Source organism: Xylanibacter caecicola (assembly GCF_013166515.1).
Classification (GTDB): Bacteria; Bacteroidota; Bacteroidia; order Bacteroidales; family Bacteroidaceae; genus Prevotella; species Prevotella caecicola.
Window position 1 is genome coordinate 240,015 of record NZ_JABKKJ010000001.1, and the last position, 17,298, is coordinate 257,312.

Annotated in this window: 13 protein-coding genes; all 13 read right to left on the minus strand. The window is 50.3% G+C overall.

The genetic code is table 11. The features are described from left to right. Positions 1-193 precede the first annotated feature (193 nt). Positions 194-403, minus strand: a complete 210-nt coding sequence (locus HPS54_RS00950) for a hypothetical protein (protein WP_172343620.1) — start codon at positions 401-403, stop codon at positions 194-196. A gap of 9 nt (positions 404-412) precedes the next feature. Further along, on the minus strand, positions 413-3,745 hold the full coding sequence (locus HPS54_RS00955) for a hypothetical protein (protein ID WP_172343621.1): 3,333 nt from the start codon (positions 3,743-3,745) through the stop codon (positions 413-415). Between the two features lie 599 nt (positions 3,746-4,344). After that, positions 4,345-6,537 carry a cytochrome c biogenesis protein CcsA gene (locus HPS54_RS00960; protein ID WP_253951900.1) on the minus strand — a complete coding sequence of 731 codons (2,193 nt, stop codon included), beginning with the start codon at positions 6,535-6,537 and terminating at the stop codon, positions 4,345-4,347. Between the two features lie 142 nt (positions 6,538-6,679). Beyond that, positions 6,680-8,356, minus strand: coding sequence for a di-heme oxidoredictase family protein (locus HPS54_RS00965; RefSeq protein ID WP_172343623.1), 1,677 nt, complete (start codon positions 8,354-8,356; stop codon positions 6,680-6,682). Between the two features lie 228 nt (positions 8,357-8,584). Beyond that, the gene (locus HPS54_RS00970) at positions 8,585-9,826 is read right to left on the minus strand and encodes an imelysin family protein (protein WP_172343624.1); all 1,242 of its coding nucleotides are present in this window, start codon (positions 9,824-9,826) and stop codon (positions 8,585-8,587) included. A 19-nt stretch (positions 9,827-9,845) separates the two neighbouring features. Beyond that, a complete protein-coding gene (locus HPS54_RS00975) occupies positions 9,846-11,153 on the minus strand; it encodes a hypothetical protein (protein WP_420907304.1) in 1,308 nt (435 codons plus the stop codon). A 294-nt stretch (positions 11,154-11,447) separates the two neighbouring features. Further along, positions 11,448-11,939: a low molecular weight protein-tyrosine-phosphatase gene (locus HPS54_RS00980; protein ID WP_172343625.1), complete on the minus strand. Its 492-nt coding sequence runs from the start codon at positions 11,937-11,939 to the stop codon at positions 11,448-11,450. Next, positions 11,936-12,493: a sugar O-acetyltransferase gene (locus tag HPS54_RS00985; RefSeq protein ID WP_172343626.1), complete on the minus strand. Its 558-nt coding sequence runs from the start codon at positions 12,491-12,493 to the stop codon at positions 11,936-11,938. Before HPS54_RS00985 ends, HPS54_RS00980 begins: the two co-directional genes overlap by 4 nt. A 124-nt stretch (positions 12,494-12,617) precedes the next feature. Continuing rightward, positions 12,618-13,205, minus strand: coding sequence for a serine O-acetyltransferase (locus tag HPS54_RS00990; protein ID WP_172343627.1), 588 nt, complete (start codon positions 13,203-13,205; stop codon positions 12,618-12,620). Between the two features lie 235 nt (positions 13,206-13,440). Then, complete coding sequence (locus tag HPS54_RS00995; protein ID WP_172343628.1) at positions 13,441-14,718, minus strand: outer membrane beta-barrel protein; 1,278 nt, start codon at positions 14,716-14,718, stop codon at positions 13,441-13,443. Then, positions 14,690-15,286 carry an RNA polymerase sigma factor gene (locus tag HPS54_RS01000; protein WP_172343629.1) on the minus strand — a complete coding sequence of 199 codons (597 nt, stop codon included), beginning with the start codon at positions 15,284-15,286 and terminating at the stop codon, positions 14,690-14,692. Before HPS54_RS01000 ends, HPS54_RS00995 begins: the two co-directional genes overlap by 29 nt. Positions 15,287-15,322: 36 nt before the next feature. Then, positions 15,323-16,024, minus strand: a complete 702-nt coding sequence (locus HPS54_RS01005; RefSeq protein WP_172343630.1) for a NigD1/NigD2 family lipoprotein — start codon at positions 16,022-16,024, stop codon at positions 15,323-15,325. A gap of 345 nt (positions 16,025-16,369) precedes the next feature. Then, the gene (locus tag HPS54_RS01010; RefSeq protein ID WP_172343631.1) at positions 16,370-17,179 is read right to left on the minus strand and encodes a Fic family protein; all 810 of its coding nucleotides are present in this window, start codon (positions 17,177-17,179) and stop codon (positions 16,370-16,372) included. Positions 17,180-17,298: the final 119 nt, after the last annotated feature.

Genomic DNA, 17,298 nt, shown 5'->3' on the forward strand with positions numbered 1-17,298 from the left:
GTATCGTGGATATGTGCAGAAATCCAAGAGTAGGGACCATTTTTTGTAAGTGCCCGCATGTAACAGCTTTTCAATCAGTGACTGTATGCCGGACATTTACAAGAAAAAGTCCCTACACTTAATAGAACACAAGATTCTTATACACCCGCCTTGGGGTTATTGGTCAAATGTATTTATCGTCCTTGAATGAGCCTCACCACTCTCCGTCATTCTCCCACGGCGTGTAAGGCTTTGCTCCGGGACCTTCGCCCGTGCCCGTGCCTGTCTCCGGACCGCCAGGAACTTTGCCCCCTCCCGGATCTGTCGTCTCCGTATCCGGTCCCGAACCTGCCATCATCATATACTCTGTGCTTATCTCAAATACATTTATGCACGGGGCAATATATCCTTTTAATTCTTTCATCGTTGTCTCTTATTTAACCGTTACTTTCTTTCCGTTTACTATATACACACCCTTTACGAGGTCTTTAAGTCCTTCTGTGTTTGTCTTCACAATCCTTCCGTTTAGGTCGTAGATTACTGCATTTGCAGAGATTACGTTGCCGTTGTCTGCTGTAACATGGTCTATCGCCGTTGTGCCGCTGTCCTCTCCGAAGTCAGCACCGTTAAGAATTGCCTTGGCTCCCGATGTGTTGTCGCTACACTTGAAGAAAGAGCGGTAACCCTTGATGTCCCAATTCTCACCTTCCTGTGTGCGGTATATCTTGCCGTCGCCTCCAAAGTAGTAGTCGTTCGGAAGAAGTGCCTTTTCCTGTTTTATGTAAGAAGCGTTGAGTGTGAAGTTGAACTTGCCGTTAAGCGTGCCGTCCTTCTTGCCGTTCTTGTCGAGTTCGATGGTCTCACCATCTATGGTAACGTATGCCAAGCCTGAGTTGAAATTCGTTACAGCCTTGTTTATTTCAACATTATGAGCTTCATCCGTTTCAGAAACAGGTCCGAAACCCGTCCCGCTCTTAGTAGGCTTCACAAAACAAGGTCTTCCTGCAACTATCATCTGATAGCCATGCTTCTTGAACTTTATCGTGTTTCCTTCTATGCCGTCGAAGTATATAACCATTGTTCCCTCTCCGAAGGTTCTTTCAACCTGTGTCTCCGTCATACTGTACGGAAGCGTTACAGGCATCCATGTGTCAGCCTTGAAACTCCTATTATATGTTATTGTCACATCTGTATCCTTTGTGAACAACGGTTCTGTTGTCGATTTCTCGTAAAGAGTGACAGGCGTTGCCGTGTTATTTTCATTTGGTATGAACTTAAGTCCGCAGAAACCCAGTTTGCTCGAGTTTGTGAATACAAAGTATGTCTTGCCCGGCTTTACGTCAAATATGTATTTGCAGTATGCTTTGTTTATAAGAACATATCCGCCGTCACCGTTTCCTGATATTTCAAAGTTATTGCCTTTTGAAGCCTTTTCCCATTGTTCCTTATATACGTTATAGTTCTCATAACTCGTGAAATCATATTCTCCGTTGTGCTCAAACTTCAATTGCCCGTTTACTTTCACCTCTTTTGCATTTATGGTGTTTCCCTTCTCATCGGCAATATAGAGCGGGCGGACTTTGAGTTCTTTTTTTGTTACTACATCATTATTCGGTACTCCGTTCTCGTCAAGGTCGAGCGCGCCGTTCTGCAGTACGTGTACAGTAAGTTCTCCGCTGCATTGAGGTTCAAACTTATAGTATGTGCCATAGAATGGCAGGCTGTGGGTGTTTGTGTTGGGGCTGAACGTATTGCTGCCCATGCCCGAGATATTCCTCAGTTCGTTTGTCGGAGTCTCGTTTCCTGCCGTGGCATATCCATAGCGAAGCTCCACATTGTCATCGGCTTTATAGGCAATGAATACATCATCCTGCTTTGCCATGGTGTATATGTTGTTCTTCTTGTCCTGACCGCCGAATGTCATTACCATGCCCGGAATCTTTATCTGGTCGCCGACCTCATGTACGTTGCCGTTCATTATGTTATAATAATTGTCGGTGATGTTTGTTTCACCGTCTGAATAGATTACTCCGGCAAGACGAATGCGGTTAGGATTATTGTAAGATTTTCCGTCCCATTCTCTCTGGCTGTTGAATATATAATATGTAGTGCCTGCCGTAGCATGGAACATGAACGACTGTGTGGTATTATATAATGCTATGCCACCTTCTGCCTTGTTGTCGTAAATACCGTTTGGATAGTCCTCAACGGGATTGCCTTTAGAGTCGGTTATCCACAGTTGTCCGAACTTTGTCTTGTCATCTTTGTCAAAATACAGGTATATTGTGCCGCTCTTCATTGCCGTAATGGTATAGAACGCTCCTTTTACAGGCAGTGATTTGTTCTCGTTGCCATCGAAGAAATAGCTGTTTGGATCCTTGCCGTCCGTAGGTACCGACTTGCTGTCCGGAATAATCTCCCACTCAAAGTGGGATGCCAGTTTATACCCGTCTTCTTTTTGTGATTCTATCGTCATAGGGGCACTCCATGTTCCGTTTCCAAGTGTTATGTACAATGCCGGCGTGAGAGACAGGCTTGCCTGAAGCGTTCCGCTGTTGTCCTCGGCGTTTTTCTCTTCAGAGCGTGAAAGTGTCTGATAAGTTTTTCCGGGCTTCTGGTCTTTGTCCACTTCAAGGCTCTCGGCAGTTCCTGCCGGCATAAAGTCGTATCCGGCAAAGCCGAGCCTTGTACCTACACCATATATATAATAGTCGCCCTCGATTTTTGCATAAATCTCGCATAAGATAAGGTGATATACATTATCATTCGGCAGGGTGAAAGTTCCAGCTTCTGTACTTTCAAGTCTCTTTCCTTCATATATACATACGGCAGGCATCCCGTTGCCGTCTTTGTCGATAATCTTAAAACTCTTTCCGGCTCCCGTCTTTGTTATCAGCCTTACAACCAGCTTTCCGTCGGTCTTTGCCGTATATCGGGTATAGCATCCTGAAGCAGGTATGTCGTTGTCAGTTAAAGATGCGTTGGTTCCGGAAAGGTATGAAACATAATCACCCACTCTGTTTTCCCATTTCCATTGTTTTGCTGCATCTGCCGTTCCGTCCTCGCCAAGTGTCAGCGTTACATTCGTATTGTCGAATGTCTTTGTAGTACCTACATATTTATTTGCATCATCGGTCTTGGTAAAAGCCAAAGTCTCCGTCGCTCCTGCCGGATAGAAGTCGTAGCCTGCAAAGCCCGGTCTTGTGCTGCCTCCATATATATAGTATGTAGTGCCTGCACTTACATTGACTCTACAGTTAATCGACCGATATGCATTGGTGGTATTTGGAATGGTAAAGGCATTGTTGCTATAAGGCAACTGCGTATTGTCATCCTGCACACAAACAGCATTATATATTGAATTTCCGTTTTCGTCTATTATATACAAATTACGTTCTTGTGTGGTTTTTATAACAAGCTTCACATCAAGAGTTCCGTCTTTCAGCGGAGTGAACTGATAATAACATCCTTTTGCCGGGATTTTTCCGTTGGGGTTGGAAACTCCGTCTGCCAGCTTTGCGTCGTCGCCACAGTTTACAGTATACACCGTTGTTTTATTAATTGTACGTGTGTAGCTTCTCCACACATTGCCTGTGGTATACGTATTGCCAAACAACATTTTCACATTTTCAGTACCAAACGGAATTGTAGAGGCATCTGCTGTGCCTATGAATTTTACCCTGAAAGTCTCAGAGTCTGCCTTAATCATGCTGTTACAGCACAGCAGGAGTGCAGAAAAGACATAAACACGTAAAAACTTAAACATAAAAGGTTTTGTTTTTGTTAATTTTTTGTTAATAGAAAAGTTATAATTACATCACTTAAACCAGATTGCCTGATTATACCGCTGCAAATGTAAAGTAAAGGAATAACATTCAATTACCCCCCCCGTTAATGAGTGTTAACGAATGTATTTGTATGTAAATAAAAATCCCGTTTGAATTATTTTACCATTATTTTAATACAAAAATCATAGTTTGGAGAATGGTATTTTTTGACAATTTACCATTTTTTATCATTCTGTTGTATTAAAAATATATACCCCGGCAGTTGCTCCGGAAGCGGCAACGCAGGTGTGTCAGAATGCAGGATATTTTCATCCTACAGATGTCTTACATTCTGAAACATGGTCTTTGAGGCTCTGAAAGGCGGTCTTTTGGAAGCTAAGAGATGACCTCTTGGACGCCAAAAGACCGCCTTTTGGAAACCGGGCTGCCGTGACAGAAAACCGTAAGAAAAAGCACCTGAAATGTAACAGACCGGAACATCCGTGCCCGTTCATGCCTGTTGTAACCCTGCCAACAGGAATGAGGCATGAACGCCCGGTACGGGAATGTGTGCAGGGAGATGCCTTGACAGGCAAGTTTAAGCATAAGAGTGCATGCCTCCGAGAAAGTAGTTCACGCCGAAATATGTCATCAGTATGGTGAGAAACGCGGCAGTCATGAAGGCATGGAAAAACATGGGGCGGCGCATCTGCGGTATGGAACGGTGATGTACGGCACATCCGTAGACCATGAAGACAATGAGCGCCCATACCTCTTTCGGGTCCCAGCTCCAGTAGGTGCCCCATGACACGTTTGCCCATACGGCACCTATGAATATGCCCGCACCGAGCGTCGCAAGTGCGGGATAGAGGAAAAGGAGTGAAAGCAGGCGCAGTGCCTCCATGTCCGTGGCTGTCTCCACGCCGGTCCCTTTGCGTGCGGCATGCAGCGTGAGTGCCGTCATGCCGCAGACGAATGTCAGCGACAGCAGTGCGAACGCCATCATTATCATGGATACGTGTATGCTGAGCAGCGGCGACGACAACACGGGCATGACGTGGGTTATCTGCGGGTCCATGCCGCTGATATGCGCCACGAGCAGGAAGAGGCCCGACAGAAGGAAGCCGAATGTCTGCATTATCCTGAAACGGCGGTAAGTGACTATGGACACAAACTGTATGCACCATGCCATGAGCAGCATTGTCTCGTATCCGTTAGCCATCGGTATCGTGCCGCTGACAATCCAGCGCAGTGCCCCGCAGACGGTCAGCGCGGCGAAAGATGCAGCCATTACAGCCGTTGCGGCATGGCTGTACAGCTTCTGCCTGTAGCGTTCCGTGTTTCTGTGCGTAAGCCGGAATATGGCGGCAGCAAGCGTGACAAGCCCCATGGCGAGGTTTACCATAAAGAGGATTTTTGCAAACGGTATGGCGTTGTAAATCCTTTCTGCCGTTATCCTGTTCTTGCCTGGCAGGGAGTTGCCGCCGTTCTTGTGCTGGTATCTTATCATCTTGTCTGTCACGGCACGGAAGCCTGCCGTGTCTGCCGCCATGACATACTGGTAGAGCAGCGTGAACACATTCTGTATATATGCCTTTTGCGTCTCATCCATGCCGGCGGGCAGTTTGCCTGTTGGTGCATGCCACACCGTGTGCCCGCTGCTGTCCGTGCACGGGAATACCTTCAGCAGCGTGCCGCGGCGCAGGTTCATTACCAGTTGCAGCCTGTCGTCCATGTCAGCAACGTTTCTGTGGAACTCGTCGTCTGCCCCCTTGTAATATTCCTGAAGATACGGACCTATGGTATATCCGCCCATATCACGGTTGAAGAAAGTGTTCACGCTGACATAACCGGGCAGCTGCAGCCGCGACTTCATTGCACCGCCTTTCATCCTTATAACCGGTTCGTTGCTCCATTCGTCGCCATAGAATATAAATCCTGTCAGCACCTGCTCTGCCGTGTATCCTTTATAGCTTGTGTCACCGTACAGCTTTTTGGTAAAGTCTATGGCGAATGTCTGCATCGGGCAGATGCGGTTGTTGTAGAGGATGTTAAGCTGCCCGAACTTCCCTGCCACGTCTTTGGGCCGTGCCGGAACCGCAGACACTGTATGGACTCCGGCGGCAGACAATATCATGATGAGCGCGCCCCTGCGCAGCAGCGGATGCCGCAGCAGGCGGCGGAAACCGCCCCTGGGGTCGGCAAGCATCCATGCCAGCGAAAGGAAGAGCAGGGCATATCCCGTGTAGGTTACGGGTATTCCCCACGGATCGGAGCTGACGGCGAGCACGCTCCCTTGCCCGTCCTCATCGTATGATGCCTGATACAGCCGCATGGAATTGTGCGATAATATCTTGTTCATCGACACTTTGTGCCGTGTCTTGCCGCCGTTGTCCCTGACGGTCACCACAGACACATAGTCTGCGGCAGCCTCCGTCCCTTCGTGATAGTCAATGTAGAACGAGTCGAGGCTTATCTCGAACGGCAACGTCAGTTCTTCCGTATTTCCGTTGCCGCAGTCTGCATAATACCTGCCGGCTGTTTCGCCGCAGCGCAGATGCAGGCTTCCGTGCCGTGCCGACACGCGGGTGAGCATGGCTCCAAGCAGTATTATGGCAAACGAAAGATGAAGGGCTGTAGCGGAGCGGCGTCTCACATGCGACCTGACAAAATATATTATTCCGGCAGCGGCAAGCAGCCCCCATGCCGCCGTGAACCACCATGCACCGTATATGCGCAGGTGTACAAACTCCGTACCGTACCATTTTTCAATGAAAGTTGCAGTGCCCATACATATTATAATAAGGCAATATAGGGAAATGACAGTCTTCCGGATCATATATATCTGGCTTGTGTGGTTATGAAAGAGATATGCCGGAATATATAAAGATGCCTTTGCTGGCATGTATATATATCCCGGCATGTCATCATGGTTATATGGACCTCAGGAATTTCACGACAGCGTCGCGGTCGCGCTTGCTTAGGTTGTAGAATTTCAGCGTAGACTCATAGGCATCGGAGTTCTTGCTGTATCCGTGCCACATTATTGCCTCTATCTCGTTGCGTGCGCGGCAGTCGTGCAGCCGGTCCTCAGCTCCGGTGTTGACCATTGACAGTCCGCGTCCCCACAGCGGTGTCGTGCGGCACCATGAGCCGTGTATGCCGTTCTTCATGAACAGGCGGTGCTGTATCATGTCGGTATACGGATATATCTTCTGCCTGGGATATTTGGGAAGCTCGCGTCCGCCGATACATGCCGGTGCCCAGTAGTCGTCGCTGCCTGTTGTCCATGACGGGCGGTGGCATGTGGCACACCCTATCTGCATGAAGACCTTCTTTCCCTGCTGTACCTCGCTGTCGTTGAGGTTGCGTGCGCGCGGTATTGACAGTCCGCGGTGCCACACAAGGAACGAGTAGTAGTTGTCGTCAGACATGTCAGGGGTGAAGTTGTGCCAGCGGTTGTCAAACTGGTTGGTCTTTGGAGAGAGCAGGTTCTTCACCGCATCGGCTATTCCCTCGTCCGTTCCGTCGGCATAATATGGAGACGCGGGGTTTGCCTTTATGCTGCTTATCACCGAGCTGTTCTTCGACATTGCGTTTGCCCACGCGTCGGTGGTGTAAAGATACGGGCGGTCGCTGCGGCTCACGTTGGGTATGTTCCAGATGGCGTTTGCACCGGCACCGTCCTGCAGCGAGGCACGTGTCATGGCGTATGTGAAACGCTTTATCTTCTTCTGTCCGTCGGCAAGCGTGTACCATGCCCCTGCCGCCCAGTCGTTTGCAGCCTTGTCCCAGAAGTTAGGGTTCAGTTCAGCATACTTTGCCTCTTCCATATACTGCTTCTTTATATCCTCCTCGGGTATGGCGTCGAGCAGTCCCGTACCGATGATGCCGATTGTAGACTCAAGGCGGAAGGCAAGATTGGTCGGCACGGGGTCTGTATTGAAGGCACTTGCCGGGATGTTCAGTTCCGGATAGATAAGCTCATACTTCTCGCCGTCGGGGAATGCCATTGGTATGCCGCTCTCCATTGCCGTGATGTTTTTCCATTCCAGCTGTATCTGCTCTTCCTCTATAGGAGGCAGGAAAGGCGATGTTGCCCTTGTCTGCGGCATGCCCGTAACCTCCGTGATGTACGGACCGTCGTCGCTGTTGTCGCCGTCTGCGGGATGATATACCACGAGCAGATATCCGTTTCCCCATTCTGCCGTATATTTGTTCACACGCTTCCCGTGCCCGTATCCCGGGTGGCAGTCAAGGCACGACTTGCGGACATACGCCGGACCGAGGCCGTTGAATGGCGGCGTGTCTGTCGTTACGTTGCGCTCAAAGAACAGTTCGCCACGGTTAAAGTGGTCCGTCAGTCCCATTTGCGTCACGGCGGGAGTCTCGTCCTCATAGCATCCCGCCGTTACGTTGCCGGTCGTTCCGAGTTCGCCTCCGGGATACCATTCAGACGCTTCAAAGTTTCCCACAGCCTTGCCTATGAAGTTTACGTCGTCCGTATTGCCGGCACCGGGGTTGATGTTGTCGTCGTCTGAACACGACAACAGCGACATGCCCAGCATGCCGCCTACAAGCAGAAGGCTTGTTCCTTTTCTTAAATTCATGTTTCCTTGGTTTATTTATATGTTCTTTTGTCTGATAAGGAATATTAGCCATGAGGGTGTGTCAAAATACTCATACAGCAACCTGTAGGGACATATTCTTGTATTTGTCCGCTTATAACAGATTGATTTTCAGTATTTATTTGACGGACAAATACAAGAATATGTCCCTACAGGTTGGAAGAGTTGAATTTTGAAACACCCTGCAAATGACCGGTATGGATATCCGTGTCAGTTTCTTGCAATCCACTGCGCAGCCTCGTTCAGCTTCTCGTCGAGGTCGCCGATGGCGTCCATTGCCGTCTTTACGTATGCCGCGTTGGGAGCGTCCACGAATGCCGTTCCGCTGTTGCGGCATGCCGTCAGTGCTGTCAGTGCGCCGTTAAGCCTTGCATTAAGCTCTGCGGCAATGTCAGGATTGTGCTGCGTAAGATATGCCATTACCGACTCGCGGTGCCACGTTGTGCCGTCGATGTTGCCGTAAAGGCTGTTCTTTATGCTGATGATATTGTCGTAGAAGTCGAGGAACGACTTCTTGCTGTAAGGCGACTCTATGTAGTTTACGTCATCGCCGCGGTATGCCTGACCCATCTTCTGGTCTGACACTTCCTGCGCGATGTTGGCACATCCGGCGACGAGAATTGTCGTTGTCACATTGCGCCATGTGGTGTATGTGCTTCCCGCCTTGCCCGCATTGAGCATGTCTTCGCCGAAGCTGAGCCCGTTGCCGTTCACCGTTGTGTTGAACTCACATTCCTCCACACGGTCTATGTGGCTTGCAGGTGCCTTGTCGCCCATCCACGAAACCTCGAGCTGGAAGCACTTGTCGCGCAGGTCTCCTGCCACGGCTGTGGCGAAGATTAGTTCCTGCTCTCCCGTCACCGTCCTGCCGGCAAAGGCGTTGTCGGTCTCGTTGCTGCGGAGCTCGGCAAGCGTGCGGTTGCGTCCGTCACGGAAGATGATGAACTCTATGCCGTGGAAGCCGAGCAGGCTCTCGCCGAGTCCGGTGCGTGCATACTCTATGCCGTCTTCTCCGTCAAGGGTGTTTACCTTCTCGCTGTTGCTCAGGTCTATGGCAAGCTGTGTCACGTTGAGAGGCCATGTGTCGATGTGGGGGTCGATGCCGAATGTCGTTGCCGGACCGAAGAGGAACGCTTCAGACTTCTCCCATGCGGCGCGCGCTGCGAGGAACGTCGTGCAGATATTGTCAATGTCATTCTGTGTAAGGGTGTTTGCCCTGAACTTTGACTTTGCCTCATCAAGCTGTTCGTAAAGCCTTTCGGTCTGCGAGGCAAGCTCGCCGTACGTAACGTATATCACGTCGTTTACGTATCTGCCTGTAAGGGCGGACAGTTCGGAGTCCTTTGCGGAGAAGTCGTCGCCTCCGCCGTTGTCATCGCTGCACGATGATAGACTGAAAGTCAAGAGCACTCCCATCATGAGTGCCTTGGAAATACTGGATAGTTTTTTCATTGTCTGTATATTAATTTGTTTATAAGAAAAATCCTTCGTATGCAACGCCTATCGATACCGACGGCTCATTGTTGTATCCGCTTTTGAGGAAACGGTGCGAGTATTCCGCCTTAACGGCTACCTGCGGCAGCGGATAATAGTTCAGTCCGGCTGCTATTCTCTTCTTCGCAGTGTACGAATAGTCCGCCTGTACCTTGTCGGGGATGTATGAGTTGTAATACTCAAAGCGGCCGAAAGCATACAGCTTCTGGTTGTCGGCGTTCAATCCGGGTATCTGTGAGAAGATGTCATATCCTGCCTCTATGCCTGCGGCGACGGCATTCTTGCCTACCGGCGTGCTGCTGTACGGGGCGTCGTTGGACGTGATGTTGCGTTTCAGGTTGCTTATCGTCATGGCATCGCCCACATATCCGTAGTCTGCATTGCCGCGTACAATCCAGTTGTAACGGTTGAATGTGAAGTCAACGGCACCTATAGCAACTTTTCCCTTGATGTGTCCGTAGGTGTTCTCCATGTCATGCGGGAACGTGTTGTGCATCGCTTCGCCGTAGTATCCGCTCAGTCCTATGCGCAAGCCGGGTATTGTGTAGTTGTCTATGCGTGCCGCAAAGCCGTATTTGTTGGCTACCTTATATTCGAATACCGACTTCGGACCGTTGTGTATCCAGCCGTCACGGTCGAACATAAAGGCATCCAGTCCGGCAAGAACCTGAAGCTCGTAGCGGAAGTCGCCGTACCGTCCCCAGAAGCTGATGCCCGTGTCGTGCCATGTTGACGGCAGGATGGTGTTTTCTCCCTCGGGGCGGTAGACGGTGAAATAGTGCAGCGGTTCGTGGTGGGCATTGTTAAGACCTACGGGCACGACGATGTGACCCATGCGCACATTAGCCCAGCGGGCGAACGACTTCTGTATCCAGAACTGCTCCAGCTCGACCTCTCCACCTTTCTCCGTTTCCTGTTCCCATTCGGCAGCTTCGTCGAACTCACGCTCCACGGCACCGCCCATACCGCCGTGTTCAAACTCTATCTCGGTTCCCATTGTCCAGCCTTTGCCGAAGTCGTAGCTGATATATATCACTGCGTGCGGTATGTCAAAACGCCCGTGGGCAGGGTCGTCCTTATACTGGTTGGGGCGTGAGTAACGGTATACGTTGTCGCTGTAGAAGTTGCGTGACAGAGCCACCTCGCCGTAGCCTCCTATGCTCAGGCGGTTTCCCTTGGCATGTTGCATCACACTGTCCGCTGCCGACACTTGCGCACGGGCTGTTCCTGTGGCTGTGGAATACACTGCCGCGCACATCATTAATGATATCAGATTTCTTTTCATTTCATTGCAGTTTTTGTTTTCGCATGCAAAAGTATTGTAATAATTAAATGTGTACAATACTTAAAAATCGGTAAAAAGCGATAACAAAAACTGCAACTTTCCTGTAATTATATTAGGGTATCGGGACGTGCCGCTGCAGGTCTCCGGGATTGTCTTATGCGTCTGTTGCGTGTGGAAATGCCATTATGATACCGATTGTTCGGTATTATGTGTATGGCAATTAATAGGTATGGTGCCAGCCGTTGTTTTCTTTTGGATATGACATCCTGCATTCAAAAAAGCGGAGAAAAACGGTCAGACATCGTCATAAATCCGCTTTATCAGTCCCCGGCATCCGTCTTCAATAAGGTCAAGAGCTGTCTCAAAATCGCGCTCCGTGCCATAATACGGGTCGGGAACGGTGGTGTAATGGCTGTTACCAGTAAAAAAATCTGCCATGCAGACAATCTTCCTGCGTTCGCCGTCGTTACGTGCAAGCGGGCGCAACGCCCTCACATTGTCGTTGTCCATTGCCACGATGAGGTCGAAACGGCTGAAGTCCTCACGGCATATCTGCCGTGCATGGCTGTTGAAACAGTATCCGCGGCAGGCTCCGCACCTGCGCATGCGTATGTCGGGCAGCTCTCCGGCGTGCCATGCCCCTATGCCGGCGGAACCGATGATAAAATCCTCTTCTGCATCAACATCGCAGAGCATCTTCTTCATAACGCCCTCGGCGGCTGGCGAGCGGCAGATGTTTCCGAGGCATACAAAGAGTATTTTCCTTATGTCCTTGCCGTTCTTCATTGTCCGAGCCTCCTTTTAATTACGGCAGGATTGCCTGCTGCAAGCGAGTCGTCGGGTATGTCGCGTATGACAACGCTGCCCGCCGCCACCACACATCTGCTGCCTATGGTAACTCCCGGGCATATCGTCACGCTGCCGCCAATCCATGTGTCGTCGCCTATGGTTACGGGATATGCCGTCTCCTTCGGCTCGCGCCGCCCCATATAGTCTACGGGATGCTGTGGGGTGTAGATGCGGCACGAGGGACCAATCTTCACATTTCGCCCTATGCGTATCATGCCGCCGTCGAGGAATATGCCGCCGTAGTTTATAAAGGTATTCTCGCCTATGACTATGCCATGACCGTGGTCGCACCTGAACGGCGGGGCGACAGTGCTGTTCTTGGGTATTCCCGGTATGAGCCGTTCTATGGTATCGCGATAGTCCCCGTCTGTTGTTGTAAGCAGACTGAGCCTGGCGCAGAGCTTGTTTGCACGTTCCACGCTTGCCAATACTTCGCTGTCGGAGAAGTCGTAAAGCTCCTGACTACGCATCTTTTCAAATTCTGTCTTCATTGTTTTGAGGTTTTAAGATGTGTGGTTATAGGGTTCTGATATTGAATATTGTAATGTACTGACATTCAAAATGTTACCTGACGCTTTCCAGAATGCCGTCTTTTGGCTTCCAAAACATGGCATTTCAGACGCCAAGAGGTGGCGTTTCAGACTGCAAAATGCCGTCTTTTGCAACAATCCTGCCCGGATTGCCCACCACCGTACATCCGTCGGGCACGTCGCAGAACACCACTGCTCCGGCTCCGATGGTAGCGTTGTCGCCTATCTTCACGCCGCCGAAGACGGTGGCACCTGTATAAATCTTCACGTTGTTGCCAATGGTTGGGCGTCCGCCCTTGCCGTTGCCCAGTGTCACGAGGTGCAGGCAGTAGAAGTTGTCGCCTATGGCTTCGGCATTCAAATAGGTGGAGTAGGCGTGTTCGAAGTGGCATCCTGAGCCTATGTGCGGGCACCAGATGTGGAGCGAGCCGTCTTCAGGCAGCATCCATTTTATGAACACCGAGCGGTATTCGCCCAGCCTGTAATAGAATAGGTTGCGGAACGACTTCTGCCGTGTGCATACCTTTATGAAGGTGAGCACTCCTCCGCTGCCCTCCCCGTATCGGGCAAGGTCGGCGTCGAAAGTGTGCCTGCGTGACATGTAAAACAGTATGTGGGGTATCATCCGCAGTGCCGATGCCGACAGAAGGGCGCATTGTGTGTATCTGTTCATGGTGCAAAGATACGGAGAAATTAAGAATTAAGAGTTAAGAATTAAGAATTAAGAGGGGCGGGGAATTAAGAAAATATGCCTTGGTGGTTGTATAAGTCTTATAGGTCTTATAAGTCCTATAGGTCCTATAGATGCCCGCCCAAAGCATATTTTCTTAATTCTTAACTCTTAATTCTTAATTTCTATGCTCTTAATTCTTAATTCCCCGCCCATCTTAGTTCTTAATTCTTAACTCTTAATTCGTAATTCTTACCCTCACTCCCGCCTTTACGCTGAAGTTCAGCGGCTTGTCTTTATATATTGTCTCCATGCTGCTGCCGTTGTCAGGATACCAGTTGATGCCCGGTTCGGCATAGATGCTTATGGAGGGGGAGAGGTTGTATTGTATGCCTGCCGCGGCACCTGCGGACAGTTGCAGACGGTTTTCTTTCGTGGCGGTGCTCTCTGCAGACGTTACCATGCCGTTCGTTACGGTCTCCGTGTCGTCCTTTCCCGACACGCACTTCTGTATCTCGCCGCCTGCCGACACGTATGCTTCGAGATGCCTGCCGCGCCATGCGGTGTAAGAAATGTTGAGCGGTATGCCGATATAATGCAGCCTGCGGCGTGTCTTTCTAAGTGTTTTCCCGTTACCGGATATTATCTCAGACCTCAGCAGAGTGTACGTCAGTCCGCTCTCTATGCCTGTTCTGCTGCCCGTGTCGTAGCGGATGGACACGCCGGCACGTATGGGAAAATGATGCTTTGTGCTCTGTATGTCCGTATATTGCTTTGTGTACAGTATGCTCAGCATGTCCTGCTGTATGCCCTCGGCGTTGCCTCCGGGCGCGGATGACGTTGGCGATGAGAAGAGCAGGGGAGTGCCCTGTGCCGCCGTGCGCTGTGTGGACACTGTGCTGTTCTGTGCATACAGGGAAAGCGATATGCGCCCGCCGCCATTGCCTGCGTGCTCCGGCATAGTGCCGTATGTCGCCGTTTGCCTGTTGTCCTTGCCCTTGCCGATGGTGCTTGAGCCGCTTTTATTGTTGCTGCCCCTGTGCTCAGTTGGTTCTTGGGTGTCCGTATGCTGTCCCGTAATTGTGCCCGCGGCGTCTGTCGTAGCATTCTCCGGTGTCCATGTCTCAGGCTCTTTTGTGGAAGCGGCGTGTGTGTTCTCGTCAGCGACAGCCGCCAGTAAACCAGCCTCATGTGCCACCGCTGTGCCTTTTGCGCCGTTTCCGCTGCCGCCACCAAGACTGTTTCTTCCCGTCACGACATCTGTCTCCGCCTTTTTTACGCCGGACATGCTGCCGCCCGTTATCAGCATATATCCTGTCACCACTGCCGCAGCCGCAGCCATGACGGCTGCCACGGTGCGCCGTAATACTGCTGCCGCCCGGCTTTTTCGTTGCGGTGTGCCTGCCGTCATACGGCTTGAGAGAGCGGACTCGATGTCTTCCCACAATCCCTCGGGCACGCTCTCCTCATATCCCGAGAGCCTGTCCCTAAGCCTGTCTGTCCATTCTTCTTTCATAAACCGTATGTCTTGATGATTGATATTCCTTGATTTTCCTTGCCAATATGCTCTTTGCCCTGTGAAACTGTGATGCCGACGAGCTTTCTTTTATGCCCAGCATTGCCGCTATCTCCTTGTGGCTCATTCCTTCGAAGACGTAGAGGTTGAGCACCGTGCGGTAGCCCTCGGGCAGCTGTCTTATCATCTCGTGCAGCCTGTCGGGCGGTATGTCGTCGGTCTCCGGAGGCTCTTCGCTCTCCATGGACATGGCGCTGCTCTCGTCGTCGACAATGAGCAGCCGTGCGTTGTTGCGGAGAAAGTCGATGGATTCGTTGGCGACAATGCGTGCCATCCAGCTGCGCAGAGAGCCTTCGCCACGTGGGGTGAACCTGCCTATGGACATTATTATCTTTATGAAACTGTCGTGCAGGATGTCCATTACGTCGTCGTCGGTTGTGACGTAGCGCGAACAAACGGCTTTGAGATACCCTATGTGACGAAGGTAAAGAACCTTCATCGCATGGGTATCTCCCTGTCTTATAAGTCCGGGCAGGTCCTGCCCGCTTATTTCTCCGTGTTCCTGCATTGCCTTTGTAAGGGCGTTATGTGTCTTCTTCCGTGCTTATTCTTCAGGTTGCGTGCCGCGGCTGCGGTAGTCAAACTCGTGTGTCTTTGTGCCTGCGGGCGACTTCCATTTCACTTTCAGCTTCACCGTCTTGCCGCCGGTGTCGGGCAGGTCCTTGAGGTTAAACGCCACGACGGCATCGCGCGACGGTCCGTATATGTCCCCGCGTGCATCGTGTCTCAGTTCAACCTCGTACGGATTTTCGCCGTTGGTGTTTCTGAGCATGTTTATATAGTGAGCCTTGCTGCTGTTTCCCCATGGTGCCCGTATGCGCAGGGTGATAAATCCGTCCTCTACGACGGTGGTCCAGTCGCGCACGATGTCTATGGGGTCGTTACCGTATGCCTCGTCGTTGCCTGTGCCGAGGTCGGGAGCCGTGAACTTCGTCAGCACGCTGTCAAGATACTGAACGTATGCCGCCTTGGTGTATCCGTTACTGTCGTCATCGGTGAACCTTATGGATGCAAATGCCCTGACCTCGTCGAGATAGTACGGAGACTTCTTCATGTTGACGGGCAGCAGCGTGGTCTTGTCGTCCAGCTGCAGGTATACGCCGCCGTCAGCTGTTTTCTTAACCGTTACCATTGCGTTGGGATACGCGCCGGTGTAGATGTATTCATTGTCGTTGTCGCACGACTGCAATGCCGTCATGGCAAGTGCGGCGGTGAAAATTACTGCAATAGTCTTTAGTCCTTTCATAATCTTTCTCCTTCTTTCTTATTGTTTCTTTCATTTATTTATATCTCCTGCCGTTGTCCTGTATGTTATCAACGGCATCTACAAATGTAACCCCTTTTGCCATAAACCTTGCATGCAAATAACGAAAAAATGCTTAAATGACCCTCCGGTTATGATTTATTGGCAAACGGGAACTCATTTTTATATCTTGGTAATGGATGAGGTTCCGATAAAAAAGATACTGATTTTTATCCCCAGCTCACGTGCTTTTATATATTCACGTAGCAAGGACGGGACACAGGATGCTAATTCCTTATAATATATAAGGTGTGGCTCTTATATGAAAAGTCAGTGTTGTGGGAACTTTCAGAACATAAAGTTAAATCCTCTTTTTTGCAAAGCATGGAACCGTTCTATTTCCAATGTGAGAGACTTCTTTAGTTGATTTGCCATAAAAGAGAGGAAAGGCAGGTTGCTGTCTTCATTCTGTGACCGGCGTAAGGAGAGGATATACTCATCCCGGTCTTCCTTGAATATCTTGGTAGGGAAAAGGTTATAGACAAACTGGATGTAGTTCATCAGCAGACGGGAGGTCCTCCCATTGCCATCGACCCATGGATGAATGGTTACCAAATTCAGATGGGCGTTGAAGCTGAGCTCGTATCGTTCACGGAAAGAAGAAGCCGTGTTGATACGTTCTTGCAGCAGACGGCACAGCTCTGTGACCTTCGTCGGGACTTTCTGATAACCCATGTAAGAATGTCCGCCGACGCCAGCTGTAACACCGCAGAGGCGGAATTCGCCTTTGGATGAGTCGAAGGAGCCGCCCATGACGTTATGTATGCTTCCGGTGGAGTGCATCAGAGAGGCATTAAGTGATTTTAGAAAAGAAGTAGTAATGGGTGCTTTTTGCACGGCTTTTTCCCTTGCCAGCTCGTAGGCACGTTTCAGGTCTTCATTCATCAGATGATAAACAAGAGGTTTGCCGCCAGCAGTAACACCTTCGTCAAACAGCAACTGGGTTTCCATTTCTGTCAGTGTTGAACCTTCAATGGCGGTTGAGTGGGCAATAAGAGAATACAGGTAGTACTTCTCGTAGTCCACGGCATTACTGATACCGAGCCTTACAAACGTCCGGTGCAGTGCTTCTGTTTCTTGCCATATATCATGTTCCATCGGTCGATGTTTGATTTGTTTAACTTTTTCAAAGGTACTGTTTTTACTTCATTCCACCAAGCAAAGCATCCATTTCTATGCTTCTTATTTCGTAAATGCAGGTAAAAAGCGGTTGATTA